General features: G+C 69.4%; 29 protein-coding genes and 1 tRNA gene. 28 read left to right on the top strand and 2 right to left on the bottom strand.

Translation table 11 applies throughout. The features are described 5' to 3' along the window. Positions 1–2: 2 nt before the first annotated feature. The 16 genes from ED208_RS17280 (at position 3) to ED208_RS05830 (ending at position 16,166) form a co-directional block, all read left to right on the top strand. On the top strand, positions 3–695 hold the full coding sequence (locus ED208_RS17280) for a tetratricopeptide repeat protein (protein ID WP_158608456.1): 693 nt from the start codon (positions 3–5) through the stop codon (positions 693–695). After that, positions 692–2,161, top strand: a complete 1,470-nt coding sequence (locus tag ED208_RS05900) for an O-antigen ligase family protein (protein WP_158608455.1) — start codon at positions 692–694, stop codon at positions 2,159–2,161. The genes ED208_RS17280 and ED208_RS05900 overlap by 4 nt, the downstream gene beginning before the upstream one ends. A gap of 2 nt (positions 2,162–2,163) precedes the next feature. Further along, complete coding sequence (locus ED208_RS05895; protein ID WP_148044700.1) at positions 2,164–3,243, top strand: OmpA family protein; 1,080 nt, start codon at positions 2,164–2,166, stop codon at positions 3,241–3,243. A 296-nt stretch (positions 3,244–3,539) separates the two neighbouring features. Then, positions 3,540–5,828, top strand: coding sequence for a TonB-dependent receptor (locus ED208_RS05890; RefSeq protein ID WP_123210945.1), 2,289 nt, complete (start codon positions 3,540–3,542; stop codon positions 5,826–5,828). 23 nt (positions 5,829–5,851) lie between these two features. Next, the gene (locus tag ED208_RS05885; RefSeq protein ID WP_123210944.1) at positions 5,852–6,532 is read left to right on the top strand and encodes a Fe2+-dependent dioxygenase; all 681 of its coding nucleotides are present in this window, start codon (positions 5,852–5,854) and stop codon (positions 6,530–6,532) included. Between the two features lie 7 nt (positions 6,533–6,539). After that, complete coding sequence (locus tag ED208_RS05880) at positions 6,540–7,214, top strand: energy transducer TonB (protein ID WP_123210943.1); 675 nt, start codon at positions 6,540–6,542, stop codon at positions 7,212–7,214. Between the two features lie 26 nt (positions 7,215–7,240). Beyond that, complete coding sequence (locus ED208_RS05875; protein WP_123210942.1) at positions 7,241–7,978, top strand: MotA/TolQ/ExbB proton channel family protein; 738 nt, start codon at positions 7,241–7,243, stop codon at positions 7,976–7,978. 2 nt (positions 7,979–7,980) lie between these two features. After that, complete coding sequence (locus ED208_RS05870; RefSeq protein WP_123210941.1) at positions 7,981–8,418, top strand: ExbD/TolR family protein; 438 nt, start codon at positions 7,981–7,983, stop codon at positions 8,416–8,418. Next, a complete protein-coding gene (locus tag ED208_RS05865) occupies positions 8,418–9,056 on the top strand; it encodes a PepSY-associated TM helix domain-containing protein (protein WP_123210940.1) in 639 nt (212 codons plus the stop codon). Before ED208_RS05870 ends, ED208_RS05865 begins: the two co-directional genes overlap by 1 nt. Before the next feature lie 20 nt (positions 9,057–9,076). Next, positions 9,077–9,649, top strand: coding sequence for a DUF2271 domain-containing protein (locus ED208_RS05860; protein WP_123210939.1), 573 nt, complete (start codon positions 9,077–9,079; stop codon positions 9,647–9,649). Positions 9,650–9,672: 23 nt separating this feature from the next. Then, positions 9,673–10,491, top strand: a complete 819-nt coding sequence (locus ED208_RS05855) for a DUF4198 domain-containing protein (protein WP_123210938.1) — start codon at positions 9,673–9,675, stop codon at positions 10,489–10,491. Between the two features lie 22 nt (positions 10,492–10,513). Then, complete coding sequence (locus ED208_RS05850) at positions 10,514–11,515, top strand: FAD:protein FMN transferase (protein WP_233574878.1); 1,002 nt, start codon at positions 10,514–10,516, stop codon at positions 11,513–11,515. Next, complete coding sequence (locus ED208_RS05845) at positions 11,512–12,927, top strand: flavodoxin domain-containing protein (RefSeq protein WP_123210937.1); 1,416 nt, start codon at positions 11,512–11,514, stop codon at positions 12,925–12,927. The genes ED208_RS05850 and ED208_RS05845 overlap by 4 nt, the downstream gene beginning before the upstream one ends. 121 nt (positions 12,928–13,048) lie before the next feature. Next, the gene (locus ED208_RS05840) at positions 13,049–13,612 is read left to right on the top strand and encodes an HNH endonuclease (RefSeq protein ID WP_123210936.1); all 564 of its coding nucleotides are present in this window, start codon (positions 13,049–13,051) and stop codon (positions 13,610–13,612) included. A gap of 84 nt (positions 13,613–13,696) precedes the next feature. Further along, positions 13,697–14,725: a ParM/StbA family protein gene (locus ED208_RS05835; protein ID WP_123210935.1), complete on the top strand. Its 1,029-nt coding sequence runs from the start codon at positions 13,697–13,699 to the stop codon at positions 14,723–14,725. 112 nt (positions 14,726–14,837) lie between these two features. After that, the gene (locus ED208_RS05830) at positions 14,838–16,166 is read left to right on the top strand and encodes a DNA recombination protein RmuC (RefSeq protein WP_123211223.1); all 1,329 of its coding nucleotides are present in this window, start codon (positions 14,838–14,840) and stop codon (positions 16,164–16,166) included. A gap of 182 nt (positions 16,167–16,348) precedes the next feature. Here the strand turns inward: ED208_RS05830 and arsS are convergent, their stop codons facing one another. Both arsS and ED208_RS05820 read right to left on the bottom strand, forming a co-directional pair. Next, on the bottom strand, positions 16,349–17,374 hold the full coding sequence (arsS, locus tag ED208_RS05825) for an arsenosugar biosynthesis radical SAM (seleno)protein ArsS (protein WP_123210934.1): 1,026 nt from the start codon (positions 17,372–17,374) through the stop codon (positions 16,349–16,351). Between the two features lie 62 nt (positions 17,375–17,436). Further along, complete coding sequence (locus ED208_RS05820; protein WP_123210933.1) at positions 17,437–17,772, bottom strand: arsenosugar biosynthesis-associated peroxidase-like protein; 336 nt, start codon at positions 17,770–17,772, stop codon at positions 17,437–17,439. Between the two features lie 94 nt (positions 17,773–17,866). On the opposite strand from ED208_RS05820, the gene ED208_RS05815 reads away from it, so the two are divergent. From ED208_RS05815 to ED208_RS05760, 12 genes are all read left to right on the top strand, one after another. After that, positions 17,867–18,133 carry a hypothetical protein gene (locus tag ED208_RS05815; protein WP_123210932.1) on the top strand — a complete coding sequence of 89 codons (267 nt, stop codon included), beginning with the start codon at positions 17,867–17,869 and terminating at the stop codon, positions 18,131–18,133. 21 nt (positions 18,134–18,154) lie between these two features. Further along, positions 18,155–18,228, top strand: a tRNA-Gly gene (locus ED208_RS05810). Positions 18,229–18,279: 51 nt separating this feature from the next. Further along, positions 18,280–18,483 carry a sulfur carrier protein ThiS gene (gene thiS / locus ED208_RS05805; RefSeq protein ID WP_123210931.1) on the top strand — a complete coding sequence of 68 codons (204 nt, stop codon included), beginning with the start codon at positions 18,280–18,282 and terminating at the stop codon, positions 18,481–18,483. 191 nt (positions 18,484–18,674) lie between these two features. Then, the gene (locus ED208_RS05800; protein ID WP_123210930.1) at positions 18,675–19,457 is read left to right on the top strand and encodes a thiazole synthase; all 783 of its coding nucleotides are present in this window, start codon (positions 18,675–18,677) and stop codon (positions 19,455–19,457) included. Continuing rightward, positions 19,454–19,858, top strand: a complete 405-nt coding sequence (locus ED208_RS05795) for a helix-hairpin-helix domain-containing protein (protein ID WP_199720525.1) — start codon at positions 19,454–19,456, stop codon at positions 19,856–19,858. Before ED208_RS05800 ends, ED208_RS05795 begins: the two co-directional genes overlap by 4 nt. A gap of 2 nt (positions 19,859–19,860) precedes the next feature. Next, positions 19,861–20,478, top strand: coding sequence for an FMN-binding negative transcriptional regulator (locus tag ED208_RS05790; RefSeq protein ID WP_123210929.1), 618 nt, complete (start codon positions 19,861–19,863; stop codon positions 20,476–20,478). Between the two features lie 31 nt (positions 20,479–20,509). Then, positions 20,510–21,184, top strand: coding sequence for a tRNA (guanosine(46)-N7)-methyltransferase TrmB (gene trmB, locus ED208_RS05785; protein WP_233574876.1), 675 nt, complete (start codon positions 20,510–20,512; stop codon positions 21,182–21,184). A gap of 31 nt (positions 21,185–21,215) precedes the next feature. Next, complete coding sequence (locus tag ED208_RS05780) at positions 21,216–22,088, top strand: phosphoribulokinase (protein ID WP_123210927.1); 873 nt, start codon at positions 21,216–21,218, stop codon at positions 22,086–22,088. A 13-nt stretch (positions 22,089–22,101) separates the two neighbouring features. After that, complete coding sequence (locus ED208_RS05775; RefSeq protein ID WP_123210926.1) at positions 22,102–23,133, top strand: NADP(H)-dependent aldo-keto reductase; 1,032 nt, start codon at positions 22,102–22,104, stop codon at positions 23,131–23,133. Continuing rightward, a complete protein-coding gene (plsY, locus tag ED208_RS05770) occupies positions 23,124–23,771 on the top strand; it encodes a glycerol-3-phosphate 1-O-acyltransferase PlsY (RefSeq protein ID WP_233574873.1) in 648 nt (215 codons plus the stop codon). The genes ED208_RS05775 and plsY overlap by 10 nt, the downstream gene beginning before the upstream one ends. Further along, positions 23,768–24,754: a biotin--[acetyl-CoA-carboxylase] ligase gene (locus ED208_RS05765; protein ID WP_123210925.1), complete on the top strand. Its 987-nt coding sequence runs from the start codon at positions 23,768–23,770 to the stop codon at positions 24,752–24,754. Before plsY ends, ED208_RS05765 begins: the two co-directional genes overlap by 4 nt. Next, entirely contained in the window at positions 24,751–25,485 is a 735-nt protein-coding gene (locus tag ED208_RS05760; RefSeq protein ID WP_123210924.1) for a type III pantothenate kinase, read from the top strand. The genes ED208_RS05765 and ED208_RS05760 overlap by 4 nt, the downstream gene beginning before the upstream one ends. The last annotated feature ends 37 nt before the right edge of the window (positions 25,486–25,522 follow it).

Genomic DNA, 25,522 nt, shown 5'->3' with positions numbered 1-25,522 from the left:
CCATGGCGGGCCTGGGCCGTTGGCTGACGCTCGGTCTGGCCCTGCTGCTGGTGGTTGGTGGTCTGTTGAAGCTGGCCTCCAGCCTCTACTACGAGGTGGCGCACCAGAGCCGCTGGCTGGGCGATCTGCGCCGCGCCGCCGCCGCCGCCGAGCTGGCGGCGACGGTGCTGCCCGGCGCCGATGCCGCCCGCGCCCTGAGTGGCCGTCTGGCCTCGGTGCAGGGTGACCCGCAAGGTCTGCTGACCGCCTACCGGACAGTGCTGCGCCACGCCCCGGCCGACGCCTACCGCTGGGCCGAGCTGGCGCGCTCGCTGGCGGTCATCAACGACTTCGGCCCCGAGTTTGACCGCGTTGCCGCGCGCGCCCACCAGCTGGCGCCCTGGTCGCCGGCGGTGCACGCGGTGCTCGCCGACGTGCTCTGGCGCTACAGCGGCCGGCTGTCGGAAGCGCAGCGGCAATGGCTCTATCCCAGCCTGCGCTACACCATCTACAACCAGGCCGAGCGCTTCCGTCTGCTGGATTCGGTGGCGCGTTCGCGTCGTCACCACGCCTTCTGTGCCGAGTACGGCTACGCGCTGGGGCGGCGCAAATGGTGCAACACCATCGACGCCGAACTCGCCCGCTGCGCCAGCAGCCGCAAGCTCGACCGCGCGCAGATCCGCTGGTGCGAGCGCATGCAGGCGCTGCCGCCATGACCGCGCCGGTGCAGTCTTCGCTGCGCGACCGCCTGGCCTATGGGGTCCTGCTGCTGGTGGTGCTCGCCTTGCCCTGGCCCTGGGGTAGCGTCGGCGAGGCGGCGCAGGGCGTCCTGCTGGCGCTCACCGGGCTGGGCTTGCTGCTGTCGCTCAGTTCCGCCGAGGGTGCGCGCTGGCCGGTGGGGCTGGGCTTTCGCATCGCGGTCGGGGCCTGGCTGCTGTGGTTGCTGTGGCTGTGTCTGAGCCTGCTGCCCCTGCCGCTGTCCTGGTTACAGCAGCTGTCGCCTGCTGCGGTGGCGGTGCATGACGGCGTGCGTCTGCTGGGGCTGACGCCGAGCTACACGCTGTCCACCGAGCCGGGCGCGACCTGGCACTACCTGATCGCCACCCTGGGCCTGTTCGGCCTGTACCTGCTGGCCGCACGCACCGTCAGCGACAACCCGCGACGCAAGGGCCTGCTGGCGGCGATGGCGCTCACCGCCGGCGTGCAGGCCTTCTACGGCCTGGGCATGACCCTGACCGATACCGAGATTGGCTATCTGGTTCGCAAGACCTTTGGTCGTGGCTCGGCCACCGGCACCTTCGTCAACCGAAACCACTTCGCCCATCTGCTGGCCCTGGGCGCGGTCGCGGCACTCGGCTTGCTGCTGGCGCAACGCGCCAGCGAGGAATTGCGGGAGGGCTGGCGCGGCACCTTCCTGCGGGTCTCGGCCTGGATCATGAGCCCGGCGGCGGTGTGGCGCGTGCTGCTGCTGGTGATGCTGGCGGCGGTGGTACTCAGCCAGTCGCGCATGGGCAATGTCGCGCTGATGGTGGCCCTGGTGTTCGCGGTGCTGCTCTGGGTACTGCTGCACAACCGCCGCCGCTTCGTGCCGGCGCTGCTGCTGCTGGCCAGCTTCGCGATCGCCGACATTTGGATTCTCGACAACTACTACGGCCTGGAGAAGGTGGTCGAGCGCATCGACGATACCGAGCTGGAGACCGAACAGCGCACCCTGGCCTGGCAGGATCTGCAACCGCTGATCGGCCAGTATCTGCGCACCGGCTCCGGCGGCGGCAGCTTCCAGAGCCTGTTCATGGGCGTGCAGAGTCCGCAGCTGTACGGGCTCTACGACCACGCCCACAATGAGTACGCCGAATTTCTCATCGAGCACGGTCTGTTCGGCCTGGTCTGGCTGCTGGCCATGGGCGTCTTGCACTTCCGGCACGCGGTCTGGCTGCTGATCGGCCGACGCAGCGGTGGCGCCCGGGCGCTGGGCATCGCCGCCGCCGCCGCGCTGGTGGCGGTGGCACTGCATTCGCTGACCGATTTCATCCTGCACATCCCGGCCCTGCGAGGCTGGCTGGCGGTGCTGATGGGCGCACTGATGGCGGCGGGTTTGCGCCACCGTCGCGACACCCGTAAGCCGGAGCGGATGCGCCATAATGCTGACACTGACCTCAGTCCCACCGCACCGGTAGCTTGAACGTGAGCCACAATCGATCCAACCGCGGTCTCCGGATTCCCTTCGTACTCGCCGCCTTGCTGCCTTCGGCGGCGATGGCGCAGAGCAGCCTGCTGTCGACGCCCTGGTACGTCGGCGGCAACGTCGGTGTGGTGCAGCCGGAGTCGCTGCGCGGCCTGTCCACCGGTGGCCAGGCGCGGTTGCTGGTCGGTGTGCCTCTGCGTCCCCAGGCCTTCCTCGAAGTGACCGGCTTCGGCATCAGCGTCGAAGGCAAGGACGGTCAGCCCAAGGAAGACACGCTCGGCGGCGGCCTCGACCTGCGGCTGGAAAGCCTGGGCGAGGACCTCAACTTCCTGTTCCTGGTTGGCGGCGGCTATTCGCAGACCAAGCGCGATTCGGTGAAGGTCAACGCGCCCTACGTGAACATCGGCTGGGGCGTGGAGACCGACCTGCTGCCCAGCCTGTCGCTGCGCGCGGAACTGCGCGGCCTGGCGCGGTTCGGCGAGGAGTTCATCCCCGGACGCGGGGTCAGCTACGACGCCCTGGCGACCGTGGGTCTGGTGAAGCGCTTCGGGGGTCGTCCGGCGGTCGCCGTTACTCCGCCGGCCCCGCCCGCGCCGCCGCTGCTGCCCAGCCTGCCGCCGCCGGTGGCGCCGGTGATCGCTGCTGCGCCGGTTGCGGCGGTGGACTACTCCGGCGGTTGCCCGCCGGCACCGGAAGGCACCAAGACCGACAGCAGCGGCTGCCTGGTGGCCCAGAACTACGTGCTGCCGCGCTCGCGCCTGTTGCAGGGCGAGAACGGCGTCCTGCGTCCCGACGCGGACCAGGTGCTGGCCCCCTTCGCCGCCGCGCTCAGCCGCCAGTCCGGCCTGGGCCTGGAGCTGGTGGTTCATACCGACACTCTTGGCCAGCAGTCCTACAACCTCGACCTGACCATCAAGATGGCCGAGCGCCTACGTGACCGCTTGGTGGAACTGGGTGCCGCCAGCAGCCAGATCGAAGCCATCGGTGCCGGCGAATCGGAGCCGATTGCCAACGAGGCCGACGAAGCAGGGCGTGAGAAGAACCGCCGCGTCGAACTCAATCTGCGCCCGCGCCGCTGAAGTCCCGCCAGCCCCGGCCGCCGCAACCGGCGGCCGGGGCTTTTTTGTGCTCGTCGCCCACCGCTGCCCGCGACGCGAGGGGCGGTCGCGGCGCCCTGAGCGGCAGCAAATCGAAGCCGGATGCGACCAGCCTGGAGTCCTTGGGCTTCAGATAACAATGGTTCTCATATAGAATTGCATTCGTCTCGTAGGCAAGGTTGCGGACTGTCCCCGGCCAGTACCGAAAGCAGACATTCCAGGCGCGCCGTCGGCGCGTCTCTTCGGTAGGCCAGACCATCACAGGGAGTTGCACCCACATGAAGTTCCGCAAGAGTCCGATGACCGCCGCGGCTGCTGCCGTCCTTGCCATCTACGCCCTGCCGGGCGCCGCCCAGGACGCCGCTGCTGGCGCCGCGCCCACGCCCGAAGCCGCGACCCAGCTCGAGGGCGTCAAGGTTCAGTACGAGGCGGTCAGCCCCTACAAGGCCGAGGAGATTTCCTCGCCGAAGTACACCGCGCCGCTGCGCGACACCCCGAAGTCGGTGACGGTGATTCCCTCGCAGCTCATTCAGGATGTCGCTGCCACCTCCTTGCAGGAGGCGCTGCGCACCGTGCCGGGTATCACCTTCATGGCCGGCGAGGGTGGCCAGCCGATTGCCGACCGTCCGGTGATCCGCGGCCTCAACTCCGCCAACAGCCTGTTCATCGACGGCATCCGCGACATCGGCTCGCAGACCCGCGACGTGTTCGCACTGGACGGCATCGAAGTCACCAAGGGCGCCGATTCGGCCTTCGGTGGCCGTGGTTCGGGCGGCGGCAGCGTCAATCTGGTGAGCAAGCAGGCCAAGGCGGAGGACTTCGCCAACGCCAGCCTTCTGCTCGGTACCGCCGACACCCTGCGTGCCACCGTCGACCGCAACTGGAAGGTCAATGAGCACACGGCCGCGCGCCTGAACGTCATGGGCAACCACGCCGGCGTCGCCGGTCGCGACAGCGCCGTGGTGTCGGACAAGTGGGGCGCCGCCGGCGCTCTGGCGTTCGGTCTGGGTTCGCCGACCCGCATCAGCCTCGACTACTACCACCTCTCCGACGACGGGATGCCCGACTACAGCATCCCCTACGACCTCGCCACCGGCCTGCCGGTGACCGAAACCCTGGGCGTTGATCGCAAGAACTTCTACGGTCTGAAGAACCGCGATTTCCTCAACACCCAGACCGACATCGGCACGGTCAGCATCAGCCATGACCTGAGCCCGGCGACTACGCTGAGCAGCAGCACCCGCTACGGCATCAGCAGCAACGACTACCTGGTCAGCAATCCCGACGACAGCGCCGGCAATGTCGCCAACGGTCTGGTTTACCGCTCGCCGAAGAGCCGCATCTCCGAGACGGAAACCTTCGCCAATCTCACCACGCTCAGCACCCGCTTCGACACCGGTTTCATCAAGCACAGCCTGAGCACCGGCGTCGAGTTCTCGCGCGAGCAGCGCGACCAGGACACCTATACGGTCAACCGCGTGCCCGCCGGCACTGCGCGCGTCTGCACCCAGGCGCTGCAGGACTCCAAGGACTGCGCCAGCCTCTACAACCCCAACCCGAACGACCTCTGGCTGGGACAGGTGCTGCCCACCAACACGCCGACGCACTTCACCACCACCGCCGGTGCGCTGTTTGCCTTCGACACCCTGGAGCTGCACAAGCAGTGGCTGGTCAATCTCGGCCTGCGCTGGGACAGCTACGAAACCGAAGCCCAGCGCAATGCCGGCGCCACGCCCGCCACCACGCCGGTGCCGGTGGCGGCGCTGTATGCCTCCCGGGAAGACAACTTCCTCAACTACCAGCTGGGCCTGATCTACAAGCCGGTGGAGACGGGCAGCATCTACCTTGCCTACAGCACCGAATCGACGCCGCAGGCCATCGCCGCTGGCGACGAGGACGCGGTCACCGCCGTCAACGCAGTGGGCAAGCCGGAAAAGGCGCGCACCGCCGAACTGGGCGCCAAGTGGGAGCTGTTCGGGCAGCGCCTGCTGCTCACCGGCGCGCTGTTCGATACCGAACGCAAGGACGCGCTGCTGCAGCTCGACACCACGACCTACCAACAGGTCGGCAAGACCCGCGTGCGCGGCTTCGAGTTGAGCGCCAGCGGCAACCTCAGCGACAACTGGTCGCTGTTCGGCGGCTATTCCTACCTCGACAGCAAGCTGGTGCGTGGCAGCCTGTATATCGCCGCCCCCTCCGAGATTCTCGATCCCTCGCAGGGCAAGCAGCTGCCGAACACTCCCAAGCACAGCCTGAGCCTGGCGAGTACCTACAAGTTCCTGCAGAAGTACTCGGTGGGCGGTGGGGCCTACTATGTCAGCGAGGTCTACGGCAGCACCCAGACCACCCGCAACACCAGCACCGGCGTGGTGTCGATTCCCAAGCATGTGCCCGACTACTGGCGCTTCGACCTCAACGCCGGCTGGCAGGTGAACCCGAACATCGGCCTGCAGTTCAACGTTCAGAACCTGCTCGACGAGGTCTACTACACCAAGGCCTACAGCAATCACTACGCGGCGCTCGGCACCGGCCGCCAGTACCTGCTGACCGCCAACTTCTCGTTCTGAGCCTCGGGGTAAACGGAGCCGACATGCTGTTGCGGATTCCCCAGTTGCTGTCGGCCACGCAGGTGGTGCAGGCCCGCAAGGTTCTGCTGGCGGCCGAGTGGGTGGACGGCAATGTCACTTCCGGTCACCAGTCGGCCAGGGCCAAGAGCAATCTGCAGGTTCCCGAGCAGCATCCCGCCGCCCGCGAGGTCGGCGGGATGATCCTGCAGGCGCTCAGCAGCAACCCTCTGTTCATGTCGGCGGCGCTGCCACAACACGTGTTCCCGCCGCTGTTCAACCGTTACGGCCTTGGTCAGAAGTTCGATACCCACGTCGACAACGCGGTGCGTCAGCACCGGCTGTCCGGGCTGCGCATCCGCACCGATCTGTCGGCGACCCTGTTCCTGGCCGAGCCCGCCGACTACGACGGCGGCGAGTTGCTGATCGAGGACACCTACGGCAGTCAGAGCATCAAGCTGGCGGCCGGCGATCTGATTCTTTATCCCTCCACCAGCCTGCATCAGGTCACCCCGGTCACCCGTGGCGAGCGTCTGGCCTCGTTCTTCTGGATCCAGAGCATGGTTCGCGACGACGGCCACCGCCGTTTGCTGTTCGAGATGGACCAGTCGATCCAGCAGTTGGGCGCCGACCTGCCCAGCCACCGTGGCGTGGTGCAGCTCACCGGCGTCTATCACAACCTGCTGCGCCAGTGGGCCGAGGTCTAGGCGGCGCATGCGTTCCGCTGCCGTCCCGTCGCGGACGCCCTATCGCCGCCGTTCCGCCGACGCACCGCGCTGGCTGGTCTGGCTGCTGATCGGCGGACTGCACGCGGCGGCGCTCGCAGCCTTGGCGGTGGCCGGCGTTCAGGTGCCGCTGCCTTCCGCGCCACAGACCCTGATGGTCAGCTTCCTCAGCGAGCCGGCTCCCGCCGTAGAGCCGCCACGGCCGCCTCCACCGCCGCCGCCCAAGGCCGAGCCGCCGCGCATGCTGGCGACGGCCAAGCCGGCGCCGGCGGCGATGCAGGCCCTGGCGCCGGAGCAGCCGCCCGCCGTGGCCGAGCCGGCACCGCCGGTGCCGGCCGAGCCCGGCCCCGCCGCGCCGGCACCCGAGCCGGCGGTGGTACCGCCCAATTTCGCCGCCGCGCATCTCAACAACCCGGGCCCGCAGGTTCCCTACCAGTCACGCAAGCTGGGCGAGCAGGGCACTGTGTGGCTGCGGGTGCTGGTGAGTCCGCAGGGTTTGCCGCAGGAGGTGCAGGTGGAGCGCAGCAGCGGCTATCCGCGCCTCGACGAGGCGGCGGTCGCCGTGGTGCGCGACCGCTGGCGCTTCGTGCCGGCCCGGCGTGGCGAGGAAGCGCTCGCCGCCTGGGTGCGGGTGCCGATCAGTTTCGAGCGCAACCAACACTAGTCGCCATTTTCGTCAGGGCAGGAATCATGGACACGATGCAGGGCATGGGCTTCGGCCACTTCATTTCGCAGGCGGACGGCGTCGCCAAGGGCATTCTGGTGCTGATGTTCCTGGCCTCGGTGACCAGCTGGTACCTGATCGTCACCAAGCTGGTCGGCCACTACCGGGCGCGCCGGCGCAGCGCGCAGTTCCTCGACTTCTTCTGGAACGCGCCCTCGCTCGACGCGGTCGCCGCCAAGATCGAGCAGCAGCATCCGGACGAGCCGTTCTCGCACCTGGCCTACCACGGCATCGCCGCCAGCCGGCATCACGAGCGGCACGGCATCAATCGCCTGAACGAGGCCGGCAGCTCCAGCGACTTCGTCACCCGCACCCTGCGCAAGACCATCGACGAGGAGACCGCCAACATGGAGTCCGGCCTCACCGTGCTGGCCTCGGTCGGCGCCACCGCGCCGTTCGTGGGCTTGCTCGGCACGGTCTGGGGCATCTACCACGCGCTGATCGCCATCGGCGTATCCGGTGCCGGCACGCTCGACAAGGTGGCGGGGCCGGTGGGCGAGGCGCTGATCATGACCGCCATTGGTCTGGCGGTCGCGATCCCGGCGGTGCTTGGCTACAACTTCATCGTCCGCGCCAACCGCCTGGTGCTGGCGCAGCTCGACGCCTACGCCCACGACCTGTTCACCTTCCTCGCCACCGGCGTCAAGTACGACGCCCACGCCGCCTCGGTGGCGGCGCCCGCCAAGCCGGCGGAGCGGAGCTAGTCATGGCCTTCGGCAGCTTCCACGCCCGGCCCAACAGCGCGCCGATGGCGGAGATCAACGTCATCCCCCTGGTCGACATCATGCTGGTGCTGCTGGTGATCTTCATCATCACCGCGCCGCTGCTCACCCATGCGGTGAAGATCGACCTGCCGAAGGCGAGCAGCGCCGCCAATACGTTGAAAGCCGACAACATCCAGTTCGCCATCGACGGCGAGGGCCGCATGTACTGGAACGGCGAACCGCTGGCGATGCCGGAGCTGATCCGCCGTCTGCAGGCCGCCGGTCAGCAGCCGGTCACGCCCGAGCTGCATCTGCGGGTCGACCGCAATACCCGCTACGAGGTGATCGCCGAGGTGATGAGCGAGGCCGCCAAGGCCGGCCTGAACAAGGTCGGCTTCGTCACCGACCCGAGCGGCGCACCGGTGGCGGTCCCGCCCTGATGCGCTCGGTGGCCGATCCCAGCCAGCAGGCGCGGCGCCGCTCCTATTGGCTCAAGACCCTGCACCAGTGGCACTGGATCAGCGCCGCGCTGTGCCTGGTCGGCATGATCCTGTTCGCGGCCACCGGCATCACCCTCAACCACGCCCAGCAGATCAAGACCAAGCCCGAGGTGCTGCTGCGCAAGCAGAGCTTGCCGCCCGCGCTGCACAGCGCCTTGCAGGCCGGCCCGGCCGAGGGCGCCGCAGCGCTGCCGCCGGCGCTGCGCGACTGGCTGGCCGAGAGCTGGGACTTGCGGCTGGCCGGGCGCGAGGCCGAGTGGTCGGCCGAGGAGGTCTACCTGTCGCTGCCGCGACCGGGTGGCGATGCCTGGCTGAGCATCGACCGCGCCACCGGCGAGGCCGAATACGAGCAGACCGACCGTGGCTGGATCTCCTACTTCAACGACCTGCACAAGGGCCGCAACGCCGGCGCCGCCTGGGGCTGGTTCATTGACGTTTTCGCCGGGGCCTGCCTGCTGTTCGCGCTGACCGGACTGTTCCTGCTGGCGCTGCACAGCCGTCAGCGCGCCCTGACCTGGCCCAGCGTCGGCCTGGGGCTGCTGCTGCCGCTGCTGCTGGCGCTGTTGTTCATCCACTGAGTTCCACCCACGAGGTCCGCATGCGTACTCCCTCCCTCTCTCCGATGACGCTGGCGCTCGGTGGCGCTCTGCTCAGCGCGCCGGCCATCGCCGCGCGGCTGGACCTCAGCGTGCAGATTCCGCAGCTGGAGGTCGCCGAGTACCACCGTCCGTATGTCGCGGTCTGGCTGGAGCGCGACGACCGCAGCCCGGTCGGCACCCTGGCGCTCTGGTACCAGCAGCCGAAGAAGGGCGACAAGCCCGCTGGCGAAGGTCCCGCCGGCATGGCCGCCGGTGCCGAGGGTGGTGGCAAGTGGCTGCCCGACCTGCGCCAGTGGTGGCGGCGCGGCGGCCGCGAGCTGAGCCTGCCGGCCGACGGCGTCAGCGGCGCCACCCGGCCGGTCGGCGAGCACGCGCTGAGCCTGGTCGAGGGCGGTGCCGCGCTCAAGGCGCTGCCGGCCGGCAACTACAAGCTGCTGGTGGAGGCGGCCCGCGAGGAAGGCGGCCGCGAACTGCTGGAAATCCCGTTCCAGTGGCCGGCCGCCGCCGGCCAGACCCTGAAGGCGCAGGGCAAGAGCGAGCTGGGCGCGGTGCGCCTGGCGCTGTCGCGCTGATCCGCCACCCCACGGAGAATCCCATGAGCCACCCGCTGCTTCGCGCTTCGCTGCTGCTGTCGCTGTCGCTGCCGTTCGCCGCCCAGGCCCACAAGGCCTGGCTGGAGCCCTCCAAGACCGTGCTCGGGGTCAACCAGTGGGTGACCGTCGACGCCGCCGCCTCCACCGATCCCTTCGTCAAGGACCACAACCCGCAGCGCCTGGATTCGCTGGAGATCACCGCGCCGGACGGCAGCCGCCTGACGCCGGAAAACCCGGTCACCGGCAAGCTGCGCAGCAGCTTTGATCTGCAACTCGCCCAGGCCGGCACCTACCGCATCGCCCTGGTCAGCAACGGCCTCAGCGCCAGCTGGGAGGAGAACGGCCAGCGCAAGATGTGGCCGCCACGCGGCCAGCCGTTCAGCGCCGAGGGCTTCGCCAAGGAAGTGCCGGCCAAGGCCGACCAGCTCAAGGTGCTGGCCTCGCAGCGGCGGGTGGAAACCTTCGTCACCGCCGGCAAGCCCAGCGAGGGCGCGCTCAAGCCCAGCGGCGTCGGCCTGGAGTTGCAGCCGATCAGCGGCGTCAATGATCTCTACACCGACGAGCCGGCGCGCTTCCGCTTTCTGCTCGACGGCAAGCCGGTGGCCGGCCTGAAGGTGGAGCTGATCGCCGACGGCGTGCGCTACCGCAATGCCGTCAACGAGATCGAGCGGACCACCGGCGCCGACGGCAGCTTCGAGCTGCGCTGGCCGCAGCCGGGGCTGTACTGGCTGTCTGCGACCGTGGTCGACCAGCAGGCGCCGGCGCCGGCCAGCGAGCGTCGCGCGGTGTACAGCGCGACGCTGGAAGTGCTGACGCCCTGAGCGCCTGGTCGCGGAGTTGCCAGTGAGCGAGGCCGAACGGCGGCTGCTCATTCCCACCCGCTTGAGCGCTGCCGCCGAGGCCGGCCCGGAGCCGGCGGCGCGGCTGCTGGAGCTGTCCGGCGAGAGCATGGGCACGCGCTGGTCGGTGAAGCTGGCGACCGCGCGTGCGCTCGCGGTCGAGGACTTGCAGTCCGGCCTGCAGGCCGAGCTGGACCGGGTGGTCGCGCAGATGAGCCACTGGCGGGAAGACTCCGACCTCGGCCGCTACAACCGCGCCGCTGCCGGTAGCTGGCAGACCTTGCCAGCGGACTTCGCGGCGGTCCTGCGCGAGGCGCTGGCGGTGGCGGCGCTCAGCCAGGGCGCCTACGACCCGAGTGCTGGCGCCCTGGTCGACTGCTGGGGCTTTGGCCCCGCGCCGGCGCGCCGGCAAGCGCCGGCCGCCGCCGAGATCGCCGCCGCCCTGCGCGGGGTCGGCTGGCAGCGGCTGCGGCTGGATGGCGAGCGCCTGTATCAGCCCGGCGGCTGCCGGCTCGATCTGTCCGCCATCGCCAAGGGTTATGGCGTGGACCTGCTCGCGCGCTACCTGCAGGCGCGCGGACTGAGCCACTACCTGGCGGAAGTCGGCGGCGAGCTGCGCGGCCAGGGCTGCAAGCCCGACGGCAGTCCCTGGTGGGTGGCGCTGGAGAGCCCGGACGGCACCGGCAGCGACCTCTGGCTGGCGCTCGACGGTGTCGCCATCGCCACCTCCGGCGACTACCGCCGCTATTTCGAGGCCGACGGTCAGCGCTACCCGCATAGCCTGGACCCGCGCAGCGGCTATCCGGCCAGCGGGCTGGCCTCGGTGAGCGTGTTGCACAGCAGCTGCATGTCGGCCGACGCACTGTCGACCGCGCTCACCGTCCTGGGCTGGGAGCCGGCGCAGAACTTCGCGCTGCGCCACAACCTCGCGACCCGCTTCCTGCGCCGGCGCGGTGCGGGGTTCGAGGAATGGCTGTCGCCGAAACTGCAGGCCCTGCTGGAATGAGCGCGCGCCGCATCCAGGCTGCCCTGCTGGGGCTGCTGGCGGCGCTGGCCGTGCTGGCCTGGCAGGCGCAGCCGGAGGGCTGGTACTGGCGCGACCCGGGCCCCGCACGCGGGTGCGCGGCGGCGCTGGCGCTACTGGGCTATCTGTTGTTCTGCGCGGCGCTGCTGCGCCGCCGCCGGCGCCCGCCGGCGCCGGTGTCCGACCAGGCTAGGCTGCGGGTGCTGTACGCCAGCCAGACCGGCTTCGCCGAGCAACTGGCCCGGCAGGCCGCCGCCGCGCTGACCGCTGCCGGTCGGCCGGCCTCCGCGCAGCCGCTCGCCGAGCTGGACGCCGAAACCCTGGCGGCCGGCGGCGCCTGCCTGTTCGTGGTCAGCACCACCGGCGAGGGCGACGCGCCGGACTCGGCGTTCCGCTTCGTGCAGCAGGTGATGGTCGCCCGGCCGACGCTGGCGCCGCTGCGCTACGGTCTGCTGGCGCTGGGCGACCGCAGCTATCCGCGCTACTGCGCCTTCGGCCGCCGGCTCGATGAGTGGTTGCGGCAGCAGGGCGCGCAGCCCCTGTTCACGATGCTGGAGGTCGACAACGCCGACCCGGCGGCGCTGCTCCGCTGGCAGCAAAGGCTTGGGGAACTGGCCGGCACGGCGCTCGCCGCCTGGACGCCGGCCGCCTTCCGGCGCTGGCGGCTAATCGAACGGCGCCTGCTCAACCCCGGCAGCGTCGGCGGGCCGGTCTGGCATCTGGCGCTGATGCCGCTGGAATCCGTCGCCGACTGGCAGGCCGGAGACATCGCCGAAGTGCAGCTGCCGGACGGCACGCAGCGCGACTACTCGATCGCCTCCTTGCCCGGCGATGGCCGGCTGGAGCTGCTGGTGCGCGAGTCGCATCGGGCCGACGGCAGCCTCGGCGCCGGCTCCGCGTGGTTGTGTCGCGACGCGGCGGTCGGTGGCGAGATGGCACTGCGCCTGCGCGAGAACCGTGGCTTCCATCCCCCCGGCGACGCGCGTCCGCTGATCCTGATCGGCAACGGCACCGGGCTCGCCGGCTTGCGCGCCTTGCTGAAGGCGCGCGCCGTGGCCGGTCAGCATCGCAACTGGCTGATCTATGGCGAGCGCAATGCCGCCTGCGACCACTACTACCGCGCGGAGCTGCAAGCCTGGCAGACCGAGGGGCTGCTCAGTCACTGCGACTACGCCTGGTCGCGCGATCTACCGACGCCCGTCTACGTGCAGCAGCGTCTGCGCGAGCAGGCCGGGCGGCTGCGTGCGTGGCTGGTGGCGGGCGCAGCGATCTACGTCTGCGGCAGCGCCCAGGGCATGGCGCAGGCGGTGGACGCGACGCTGCGCGAGCTGCTCGGAGAGGCCGAACTCGGCCGCCTGATCGAGCAGGGTCGCTATCGCCGCGATGTCTACTGAGCCCGGGAGGGCGATGAAGATTCGGTGACGACCCTGGTCAAAGACTGGTCAAAGCAGGGGAAAGTCCGTAGATTCGATCCGTAGCGGCGAACAGCAGCGAACATTGCAGGTTGAACAGGTAATGATTCCGGCGATTCTGAAGCTCGATGCAGGCGGTCTTCCGGTGGGTTGGATCCACTGGCAAACCGCTGCGACGCTCTACGCCCGCAAGCGCGTTTGCTGGGAGGCTGGCGAGGAGCGATTCGCCGTCGCCGGCGGCATCAACGCTCGCACTGGCGAGCGTTCGTTTTTTGAGCTGGGCTCGATCATCGCGGTTGCCGACCGCTCCAAGCGCTACAGCCAGGGCGAGCCGCTGCTCACCAACCGCACGCTGTTCCAGCGCGACCAGAACCTCTGCCTGTACTGCGGCGACGAGTTCCACAACGGCGAACTCACCCGCGATCACATCGTGCCGGTCTCGCGCGGTGGCGAGAACACCTGGGAAAACTGCGTGACCGCCTGCCGCGACTGCAATCAGGCCAAGGACGCGCGCACGCCTGAGGAGGCCGGCATGAAGCTGCTGGCGGTGCCCTACACGCCCAATCTGGCCGAGTACCTGATCCTCCAGAACCGGCGCATCCTCGCCGACCAGATGGAGTTCCTGAAGAGCTTCGCGCGCAAGAAGGCGCAGGCCGCGCGGCGCTGAAAGCCGATCTGCCCGGCGCTTTGACCGCGCCGAAACCGGCGTGCTAAACCGTCGGCGTTTCTTCTCCGGACGACGGCAAACGCCATGCGCATCCTCGCTGTAGACATCGGTTTCGGTTACTGCAAGGCCACCGACGGCCGGCGCTCGCAGGCCTTCAAGTCCATCGTCGGCGAGGCCAATCCGGCGGCCTACTCCGAGTCCCTGCTGCCCGGGCAGGAACAGGCCGCGCGGCATTTCGACATCGGTGGCGAGTCGGTATTTGTCGGCGAGCTGGCCGAGACCCAGAGTCGCGGTCGCGGCTTCACCCTGGATCCGGCGCAGTTCCTCAGCCAGTACGCCAAGACCCTGGGGCTGGCGGCGCTGGTGCCCTTCGTCGATCACAGCGATCCGGTGCGGCTGGTCACCGGCCTGCCGATCAGCCTGTTCCGCCGCCATCGCGAGGCGCTGGCGAACAGCCTGATCGGCCGCCACCAGATCGGCGTCTACAACGCCGCCGGCCAGCGTGAGGAAAAGACCCTCTACGTGGAGAAGGTGCGGGTCATTCCGCAGCCGTTCGGCTCGCTCTACAACCTGATGCTCGACAGCGCCGGCCGGGTCAGCCAGCAACGCTATACCAGCGAGAAGATCGGGGTCATCGACGTCGGTTTCCGCACCTGCGACTTCGCCATCGCCGACAAGACCCGCTATTCCGAGCGTGGCAGCCAGTCCACCGACTCCGGCATCTGCCTGGCCTACGACGCCATCGCCAACGCGCTGCGCGAGAAGAGCGGCGTGCAGGTGGAGCTGTACCGGCTCTACGAGGCGATCAATGCCGGCTCGATCAAGATCCGTGGCGAGCGCCATGATCTGGGGCCGCTGGTGCAGCGCGCCTTCAGCCAGCTCGCCGGCCGCATCGCCACCGAAGCCAACCGCCTGTGGGCGGAAGATTGGGACATTGACACCATCGTGCTCTCCGGCGGCGGCGGCGCGGTGCTGGCGCCCTACCTCAAGGGCCAGGTTGCCGGCGAGGTGCTGCCGGTGCCGGCCGACCAGGACGCCCGCCTCAACAACGTGCTCGGCTACTGGAAGTACGGCAACCACGTCTGGGGCCAGGCGCAGGCCTTGAGCGCCTAGGCTTCGGTAGCCCCCGGGAGGGTGCCGCGCCTTCCGTCACGGTGGTCTCTGCGGGGTTGACCGGCGCCAGGGCCGGATCGTCGTCGGCGCAGGCGATAATGCCGCCATGGACATGCTCTCTCTGTTGGTGGTGATCGCCGTCGCGCTGATCGCGGCGGTACTGGGTGCCTTGCTGTCGGTGCTGCTGGGGCGCGGTCGCGGCAAGCCCGCCGAGGAGTTGGCGCCCCTGCTGGCCCGCATCGAGCAGCAGCTCGCCGCGCAGTCACAGGCGCTGCCGGCCGAGCTGGGCCGCAGCCGCGACAGCCTGCTCGCCGCGCTGTCGCAGCAGCGCCAGGAGTTCGGCGGCCAGCTCGCCAACAGCCAGCAGGCGGTGGCGCAGCGCACCGAGGCCATCGCCCAGCTCATTGCCCGCTCCTTCGAAGGTTTCGAGCAACGCCTGGCTGCGCTCACCGCGCAGACCGATGCCCGCGCCGAGGCGCTGCGGCTGGCGGTGGAAACCCGGCTCAAGGAGTTGCAGACCAACAACGAGGCCAAGCTCGACGAGATGCGCAAGACCGTCGATGAGAAGCTGCACGCCACGCTGGAAGCGCGCCTGGGCGAGAGCTTCAAGCTGGTCAGCGAGCGCCTGGAGCAGGTGCACCGTGGCCTGGGCGAGATGCAGACCCTGGCCACCGGCGTCGGCGATCTCAAGCGCGTGCTCAGCAATGTGAAGACGCGCGGTGGCTGGGGCGAGGTGCAGTTGGAGACCCTGCTGGACCAGTTGCTGACGCCCGAGCAGTACGGCCGCAGCGTCGCCACCCGGCCGGGCTCGGAGGCGCGGGTGGACTTCGCCATCAAGCTGCCCGGCCGCGAGGCGCAGGGCGTGCCGGTCTGGCTGCCGGTCGATGCCAAGTTCCCGCGCGAGGACTACGAGCGCCTGGTCGATGCCGCCGAGCGCGGCGAGCTGGCTGCCATCGAGGCGGCCGGCAAGGCGCTGGAGACGGCAGTGAAAGTGCAGGCCAAGTCCATCCACGACAAGTACGTGGAGCCGCCGCACACCACCGACTTCGCGCTGATGTTCCTGCCCACCGAAGGCCTCTACGCCGAGGTGCTGCGCCGCCCCGGGCTGGCCGACGGCCTGCAGCGCGACTACCGCGTGACCATCGCCGGCCCGACCACGCTTACCGCGCTGCTCAACAGCTTGCAGATGGGCTTCCGCACGCTCGCCATCGAGAAGCGCAGCAGCGAGGTCTGGAAGGTGCTGGGTGCGGTGAAGACCGAGTTCGGCAAGTTCGGCGAGGTGCTCGACAAGGTTGGCGAGAAGCTGGAGCAGGCGCAGAAGCAGATCGAGCAGACCGGTGTGCGCTCGCGCGCGATCCAGCGTCAGTTGCGCGAGGTCGAGGCCTTGCCGGCCGGCGAGGCGGTGGGCTTGTTGCCGCTGGCGCCGCCCGAGGAGCACTGAGAGCGAGGCGATCTGGCGACGCCTTGCGCAAGGCCTGGATTGCAAGCGCGGCGTCGGCGAAGTTCTCCGCAGTTCCACCAAAGCGCTTGATGGCGCAGGCAAAAAAGCCGCCCGTACAGAGTTATCAACAGACTCATCCAGTCCGATTGGGGACAACTGTCGGGGTTTTGCTGAAGCTTTGCTCAGCCGGCGGTCGCACCGCCGCAGGAGGATCCGGCGCCTGCCGTGCAACCGAGGCAATGGCTGCCCCAGCGGATCCGGCGCGACATCAGCGCCTGGTAGTCGAAATCGAACAGGCTGGCCGAAGCCCCGGCCTCGGCGACGAGTCCGAGTTGCTGGTTGAAGTCGCAGTCGTAGAGCCGGCCCCGGTGATCGACACTGATCAGGCTGCGGCACATCACGCCCTCGGCCGCCGCCGGGTTGAACGCCGCGAGTAATTTGTCCATGTAGGCCTGGTACTGGCCGCTCTTGCGCAGGTGCAGCGCGAAGCGGTGTATCGGCATGTTGGTGATGGTGTAGAGATTGTTGAAGTGCAGGCCGAATTTGTCGCGCAGCTCGCGCTTGTAGTCGGCCTCCAGCCCGGCCTGCGCCGCCGGCAGGTAGGGGCCGACCGGGTTGTAGACCAAGTTGAACACCAGGCCGGAACCCTCGATGCCGTAGCCGACCGCGTTGAGTCGCTGCATCGCGGTGATCGACTTGCCGAACACGCCCTTGCCGCGCTGGCTGTCGGTGAAGAACTCCTGCCAGTAGGGCAGGGAAGAGATCACCTCCACGCCCTGCTCGGCGAAGAAGGCCGGTAGATAGGCCTTGCTCTCGCCGGTCTGCGGGTGGCCGTCGAGCTGCACGGTGAGGTTGTGGCGGACCATCACCTGCTTGCCGAGCCGCACCGCCGCCCGCACCAACTCGTCGAACTGCGGGTGTAGCTCGGGCGCGCCGCCGGTGAGATCGAGCTTGCCGATCTGCGGATGCCGCGCCAGCACCTCCAGCACGGCGGCGACGCCCTCCGGCGACAGTGCCTCGGTGCGGCTGGGGCTGCTGTCGACGTGGCAATGCCGGCAGGCCTGGTTGCAGAGCTTGGTGAGGTTGACCTGCAGGGTCTCCACCGAGCGCGGTGGCAGCTGCAGCGCGCGCGCCGCGAGCAGAGCGGCGAAGTCGTGGCGCGGCAGCTCGCCGTCCAGCTGCGTCAGTGTGATCGGGGCGTCGTCCATTTCGGCTCCTCTCGGAAATCCTGGCGGGCCTGGCGGCCGCGCACCGGCTCAAGCCGTCCGGTTCACAGCACCAGCTTGTCGAGATGGTTGTACATCTGCACCGAGTGGGCGAGGGTGATGCCGGCCTGCATCACCGCCGCTACATGCACGGCTTCCATCATCTGCTCGGGATTGCTGCCGGTTTCCAGGCACTGGGTGGTGTAGGCGTCGATGCAGTAGGCGCACTTCTGGGCGTGCGCCACGGCCAGGGCGATCAGTGCCTTCTCGCGCTTGCTGAGTGCGCCGTCGGTGGCGGTGACGTTGCCGTAGTACTTGAAGAAGTCCTCCGCCAGCTTCGGGGCATGGCGGCCGATCTGGCCGAACTTGGCGAGGTCTTCGGATTCGAAATAGTTGCTCATCGGGTCTGCTCCGGGGTGGGTCAAGCCAGTGTAGGCGCGGCGCGCGGTGGACGCCCTGCTAAGCTGCCAGCGGGCTTACGGCGGGAGTGAAGTCATGGACGCCTTGCTGAACCTGGTGGCGGTGCATCCCTGGTGGACCTTGCTCCTGCTGGGCGGTGCCTTTGCGGTGTTGGCAATCTCGGCTTCGGCCCGGGGCGATGTCCGTGAGGGCGAGCACCCCGAGTCGCGGCTGCTGCCGTTCTACAAGCGCTTCAACCGGCGCGATTTCGAGCTGGGGGACCGCCGCCATCGAGCGTCGCCACCGCCACCGCCGGCCAATCAGCCGGAGCGCCGGCACGGGCCTCGGCGCGACGGCGATTGAGGCGCTAAAATGGCGGCCAACGCGGGTGTAGTTCAATGGTAGAACTGTAGCTTCCCAAGCTACTAGCGTGGGTTCGATTCCCATCACCCGCTCCAAACCTTTCCAAGGCCCTCCCCGCGAGGGCCTTTGCACGACGCGGGATCACCATGCCCCTGCTCACCGTCAACGGACGTCCGGAGCCGCTGCCGGCGCCGGCCACCCTGGCCGGCCTGATCGAGGCCTTGCAACTGCAAGGCCAGCGGCTCGCCATCGAACACAACGGCCAGATCGTGCCGCGCAGCTTGTGGTCCGAGACCCGGCTGGTGGAGCAGGACCAGATCGAAATCGTCAAGGCGATCGGAGGTGGGTGAGCCGAATAAAACGGTCCAGTGGACCGTTTTATTCGGCGAACGGGCGCACATGGATGTGCGCCCAGGGGGTCGTTCAAGGCGCTGCGGTCTCGCCATGGACGGCAGCGCAAGGGAAGCGACCGAGAGAGCGGTAGGCCCTTGCTTCGGTGCTTCACCAAGGACACGCAAGGCCAGAATCACCAGAGACCAAGATGAGCACACACAGCATCACCATCGCCGGCAAGACCTATGGCTCGCGGCTGCTGGTTGGCAGCGGCAAGTACAAGGACTTCGCCGAGAACGCCGCTGCCGCCGAGGCCAGCGGTGCCGAGATCGTCACCGTCGCCATCCGCCGGGTGAACCTGGGCCAGGACGCCGGCGCGCCGAACCTGCTCGATTTCATCCGCCCCGAGCGCTACACCCTGCTGCCCAACACTGCCGGCTGCTACACCGCCGAGGACGCGATCCGCACCTGCCGGCTGGCGCGCGAGCTGCTCGACGGCCACCGGCTGGTCAAGCTGGAAGTGCTGGGCGACCCGAAGACGCTCTACCCGGACATCACTGCCACGCTGGAGGCGACCAAGGTGCTGGTGAAGGAGGGCTTCGAGGTGATGGTCTACTGCACCGACGACCCGATCCAGTGCAAGCGCCTGGAAGAGCTGGGCTGCGTCGCGGTGATGCCGCTGGCCGCGCCCATCGGCTCCGGGCTGGGTATCCAGAACCGCTACAACATCCTCAGCATTGTCGAGAACGCCAAGGTGCCGATCATCGTCGATGCCGGCGTCGGTACCGCCAGCGACGCCGCCATTGCCATGGAGCTGGGCTGCGACGGCGTGCTGATGAACACCGCCATCGCCGAGGCGAAGAATCCGGTGCTGATGGCCAGCGCCATGCGCCACGCGATCATCGCCGGCCGCGAGGCTTTCCTTGCCGGGCGCATGCCGCGCCGTCGCTATGCCTCGGCGTCCTCGCCCCTGGACGGCGTGATCGGGTGAGCCGCCGCGTAGCCGCCACAGATTCCAGCGCGGGCGCCGGTCAGCGGGCGTTTGCGCCGGACGCGGCGGCGCGCGCCGAGCAGGCGGAGCTGGCCGAGCTGCGCCAGATTCCCGGCATCGGCGTCTCGCTGGCGCGCGATCTGCGCGCGCTGAGCATACGGCGTGTCGCTGACCTCAAGGGGGTGGACCCGCAGGCGCTGTACGAGCGCCTCTGCGAACGCAACAGCCAGCACCAGGACCGCTGCGTGCTCTACACCTTCCGCTGCGCCGTCTACTTTGCGAGCACCGCCGCGCCCGACCCGGAAAAGCTGAAGTGGTGGCATTGGAAGGACGCGCCCGGCGTCGCGCTAGCCGCGCGCAAGGCGGCGGCGCGGCGCGGCCTGCGGCCGGCGGGAGCCTGACCATGAGTCTGTACACGCCGCCGTCGTTCGCGCTCAGCGACCAGGAACAGCAGGGCCGGTTGATCCGCGACTATCCCTTCGCCACCTTCATCACCAGCCTCGCCGGCGCGGAGCCGCACATCAGCCATCTGCCGCTGCTGCTGGAAGCCGACGGCAGCTTGAGCGGCCACCTGGCGCGCGCTAATCCGCACTGGCAGGCCTTCGCCGAAGGCGAGACGGTGGCGGTATTCCACGGTCCGCATGCCTATGTCTCGCCGCGCTGGTATGTGCATCCAGAGCGCGAGGTGCCGACCTGGAACTACGCGGTGGTGCACGTCCACGGCCGACCGGAGCTGGACGAGGACGCCGGCTTCAAGCTCGATCTGCTCGACCGCAGCAGTGCCGCCTTCGAGCCCGCCGTCGGCGGCTGGACCCGCCAGCTCGACGCCGCGCGCCAGAACGCGCTGCTGGACGCCATCGTCGCCTTCCGCCTGCGGCCCAGCCGCATCGAAGGCAAGTGCAAGATCAACCAGAACAAGACCCCGGCCGACCGCGCCCAGGTGGCGGCGCAGTTGCGCGCCAGCGCCCACCCGGAGCTGCTGACCATGGCCGCATGGATGGAAGCCCTCGATGTCCGCTGAAACCGAAAACGAAGCTGCAACCGAAATCACGATGGCCGCGCCCTACCGGCGCGAGATCAAGTCCTTCGTGCGCCGCGAAGGGCGCATGACCGATTCCCAGAAGGAGTCGCTGGAGCGGCTGTGGCCGCGCTACGGCCTGGACGCGCCCGCGCCCGGCCAGCCGCTTGATCTCGACGCGCTGTTTGGCCGCGCCGCGCCCAAGGTGTTCGAGATCGGCTTTGGTGCTGGCGACGCCCTGCTGTTCCGCGCCGAACAGGCGCCGGAGCGCGACTACCTCGGCGTCGAGGTGCACCGTCCGGGCGTCGGCCGGGTGCTCAATCGTGCCGACAAGGCCGGCCTGGGCAATCTGCGTGTCGCCTGCCACGACGCGGTGGAGGTGCTGCGCGACTGGCTGGCACCGGAAAGCCTGGACGAACTGATCCTGGAATTCCCCGACCCCTGGCACAAGACCCGCCACCACAAGCGCCGCATCGTGCAGCCGGCCTTCGCCAGCCTGGTCGCCAGCCGGCTCAAGCCGGGCGGGCTGTTCCGTCTGGCGACCGACTGGGTTCCCTATGCCGAGCACATGCGCGAGGTGCTGGATGCCGCGCCCGAGTTCGAAGGCGGCCCGGTGCCGCGCCCGGACAGCCGGCCGATCACCCGCTTCGAGGCGCGCGGCGAGCGCCTGGGGCATGTCACTACCGACTTCTGCTACCGGCGGCGCTGACAGCGCGCGGTTAAGCAAGACACACTAGGTTATGTCCGCCCGCCATCCCATCATCGCTGTCACCGGTTCCTCGGGGGCCGGCACCAGCACGGCCAAGCGGGTGTTCGAGCGCATCTTCGCCGACCTCGACCTCAAGGCCGCCTATGTCGAGGGCGACAGCTTTCACGCCTACGAGCGCGACCACTGGCGGCAGATGCTGGAGCGGGCTCGCATCCGTGGCGAGACGCTGTCGCTGTTCGGCACCCAGGGCAATCTGCTCGGGCGTCTGGAAAACCTGTTCCGCGAGTACGGCGAGACCGGCGGCGGCCAGACCCGCCACTACCTGCATACCGAGGAGGAGGCCCGCGCCGCGCGTCAGAGCCCGGGCAGCTTCACGCCCTGGCAGCGCATCGAGCCGGGCACCGACGTGCTGTTCTACGAGGGCTTGCACGGCGGTCTGGTGACCGGCGAGGTGAACATCGCCCAGCATGTGGATCTCTTGGTGGGGATGACGCCGATCATCAATCTGGAGTGGATCCAGAAGATCAACCGCGACACCGCCGAGCGCGGCTATACCTCGCAGGAGGTCACCAATACCATCCTGCGCCGCATGCCCGACTACGTGAACTACATCCTGCCGCAGTTCTCGCGCACCGACGTCAACTTCCAGCGGGTGCCGCTGGTCGATACCTCCAACCCTTTCGAGCCGCAGGCGATCCCGGCCGCCGACGAGAGCCTGATCGTCATCCACTTCAACAAGGCGGCGCGCTTCGAGGCCAGCTTCGAGGGCATCCTGGCGCTGATCCCCGACGCCTTCATCTCCAGCCCCAGCACCGTGGTGGTGCCGGGCGAGCAGCAGGAGCAGGCGATGGAGCTGCTGCTCGGCGATGCCATCGAGCGGCTCGCCAACCGCCGTCACCGCTAGCGCAGGAACCCGCATGGACTACCGCCCGCTGGGCCGCACCGGCCTCAAGGTTTCACTGATCGGCCTCGGCACCATGACCTGGGGCGAGCAGAACAGCGAGGCCGAGGCCCACGCGCAGATGGACCGCGCCGTCGCCGAGGGTGTGAACTTTTTCGACGCCGCCGAGATGTACCCGGTGCCGCCGCGTGCCGAAACCCAGGGCCGCACCGAGGACTACATTGGCAGCTGGTTCGCCAAGACCGGCCGGCGCCAGGACATCGTGCTCGCCACCAAGGTCACCGGGCCGGGCATGTTCCCCTACCTGCGCGGCGGCTCCTGTCTGGACCGCGCCAGCCTGATCGCCGCCTGCGACAGCTCGCTCAAACGCCTGCGTACCGACTGGATCGACCTCTACCAGGTGCACTGGCCTCAGCGGCCGACCAACTTCTTCGGCCAGCTCGGCTACACCCCGCAGGACCGCGACGGCCCGTCCATCGAGGAAACCTACGGCGCGCTCGTCGAGCTGGTACGCGCCGGCAAGGTGCGCCACATCGGCATCTCCAACGAGACGCCCTGGGGCCTGGCCGAATACCTGCGCCTGGCGCGCGAGCAGGGCGGCCTGCGAGTGGCGAGCATCCAGAACCCGTATTCCCTGCTCAACCGCAGCTACGAGGTGGGGCTGGCGGAGTTCGCGCACCGCGAGGCGGTGGGCCTGCTCGCCTATTCGCCACTGGCGATGGGCGTGCTCAGCGGCAAGTATCTGGGCGGGGTGAAGCCCGAGGGCGCGCGGTTGACGCTGTTCAGTCGCTTCCAGCGCTACAGCACGCCCGAGGCCGAGGCGGCGACCGCCGAATACCAGCGCCTGGCGCAGGCCCAGGGCATGGATCTGGCGCAGATGGCGCTCGCTTATGTGCACAGCCGGCCGTTCGTCACCAGCACCCTGATCGGCGCCACCAGCCTGGCGCAACTGGAAGCCAATCTCGCCTCCGCGCAGTTGCGTCTGAGCGCGGAGGTATTGGCCGCCATCGAGGCCATCCACCGTCGTCACACCTATCCATGCCCCTGATCCTCACCACGCCGCTGCTGATGCTGGCGGCCTATGCCCTGGGCTCGCTGATGGGCGGGCTGATCGTCGCCCGCCTCAAGGGCGGGGTGAATCTGCGCGCCAGCGGCAGCGGCAACATCGGCGCCACCAATGCCCTGCGTACCCAGGGCAAGGCCTTTGCGCTGGCGGTGCTCGTGATCGACGTGGCCAAGGGCGTGGTCGCGGCACTGCTGCTGCCGCGCCTGGCCGGGGCGGCGGCGACCCCGGAACTGGCCTATGCCTGCGGCGCGGCGGCGGTGCTCGGCCACTGCTATCCGCTCTGGCACCGCTTCCAGGGCGGCAAGGGCGTGGCGACGGTGGCCGGCGTGTTCGCCGCCCTGCTGCCGGCCAGCTTCCCCTGGATGCTGCTCGCCTTCGTGCTGGTGGTGTTGCTCACCGGCACGGTCAGCCTCGCGACCCTGGCGGCCAGCGCGGCGGCGCTGCTGCACGTCGCCTGCTTCAGCGAGCAGGGCCTGTTTTCCGGCGCCGGCGCCTTCACCGCCGCGATGGCGCTGCTGGTGCTGGTCAAGCACCGCGCCAACTGGGCGCGCCTGCGCGCCGGCACCGAGCCGCGCTTCGAGCGCGCGCGGCTGCTCGGCCGCGCCCTGGGCCTCAAATGAGTAGCGATCCGCTGCTGGACCTGCTCGACGCCCTGGCCGACGGCGAGCGCCATTCCGGCGAGGCCTTGGCGGAGCGTTTCGGCATCAGCCGCGCAGCGCTGGCCAAGCGCGTCGACAAGCTGCGCGACTGGGGCGTCGCACTGGACGCCCAGCCGGGCGCCGGCTACCGGCTCGCGCATCCGCTGCAACGTCTCGATGCCGCCCGCATCGCCGCCGCGCTGCCGGCCGGCCTGCGTGCGCTGGGGCTGCATGTGGCGGTGGAAGCCCGCGTGGACTCCACCAACACCCGCCTGCTGGAAGCCGAGCCGGCGCAGGACCCGCAGGCGCTGTTCGCGGAAAGCCAGACTGCCGGTCGTGGCCGCCGGGGCCGCGACTGGGTGTCGCCGTTCGGCGCCAATCTCTATCTCTCGCTGGCCTGGAGTTTCCCGGCCTGGCCGGCGCGGCTCACCACGCTGCCGTTGGCGGTGGCGGTGGCGTTGGCGCGGGCGCTGTCGGCGCTGGGCCTGCCGGAGGCCGGCATCAAATGGCCCAACGATCTGCACGCCGACGGCCGCAAGCTGGCCGGCGTGCTGATCGAGCCGCGCGGCGAGGCTGGCGGCCCCTGCCGGGTGGTGGTCGGCGTCGGCCTCAATCTGCAAATGGAAGCGGTGCAGGCGCAGGCGGTCGGCCAGCCCTGGACCAGCCTGGCCGCCGCGCTCGCCGCCCGTGGCCGCGCACTGCCGGCGCGCGAGGCGGTGGCGGTGACCGTGCTCGCCGAACTGGCGACGGCCGTGCAGCACTACCAGGACTTCGGCTTTACGCCCTTCGCCGGCGAGTGGTCGCAGCGTGATCTGCTGCGGGATCGGCCGGTGCGGGTCGAGGCCCAGGGCGGTTACGAGGGCGTGGCGCGTGGCATCGACGCCGACGGCGGCCTGATCGTCGAAGTCGGTGCCGAGCGCCGGGTGGTGCATGCCGGCGAGGTCAGCGTGCGGGTCGCGGCATGAAGCTGCTGGTCGATGTCGGCAACACCCGGCTCAAGTGGGCGCTCTGGGATGGCACGCTCCGGCCCGGCGAACCGTTGCCGCACGGCGGCTATCCCTGGGCCGCATTCGCCGGCCAGCGCTGGCCGGTGGTGCAGGAAGTCTGGCTCTCGGCCGTGCCGCGTCTGGGCGAGGCCGCGCGCTGGCAGTCGGTGGTGCAGGCCGCTTGCGGCGTCGCGCCGCAGTTGCCGCGCAGCCGCGCCGAATGGCAGGGCCTGCGCAACGTCTACCCGCAGCCGGAGCGGCTGGGCATCGACCGCTGGCTGGCAATGGTCGCGGTCTGGCAGCAACGGCGCGGGCCTTTCGTGGTGCTCAGCGCCGGCACCGCGCTGACCTTCGACCGCGTTGATCGCGAAGGCTGTCACCTCGGCGGCATCATCGCGCCCGGCTACGGCAGCGCCCTGGCCAGCCTGTTGCAGGTGACCGCCACCGCGACCCCGGCCGCCGTGCCGGCCGATCCGCGCGGGCTGGGCAGCAACTCCGAGACTGCGATCCGCCAGGGCGCGCTGTTCGCCGCGCTTGGCGCGGTGGAGCACTGCCTGCGCGCGCCGGGCGGCGATCCCGATGAACTGCGGGTCCTCACTGGCGGCGACGCCTTGCTGTTGCTGCCGCAATTGCCGGGCGCCTGGCAGTTGCGTCCGCAACTGGTGCTGGAAGGCCTGCTGGCGCTGTCCGAGGCCGGCGCCACGCCATGAAATAAACGGCCGCAGGCTCTACACTGCGCGCCTTCCG

The sequence above is a fragment of the Stagnimonas aquatica genome (assembly GCF_003730135.1).
In the GTDB taxonomy this organism is placed as follows: Bacteria; Pseudomonadota; Gammaproteobacteria; order Nevskiales; family Nevskiaceae; genus Stagnimonas; species Stagnimonas aquatica.
The sequence above is the reverse complement of the archived record's forward strand: the minus strand, read 5'-3'. Positions and strand labels throughout refer to the sequence as shown.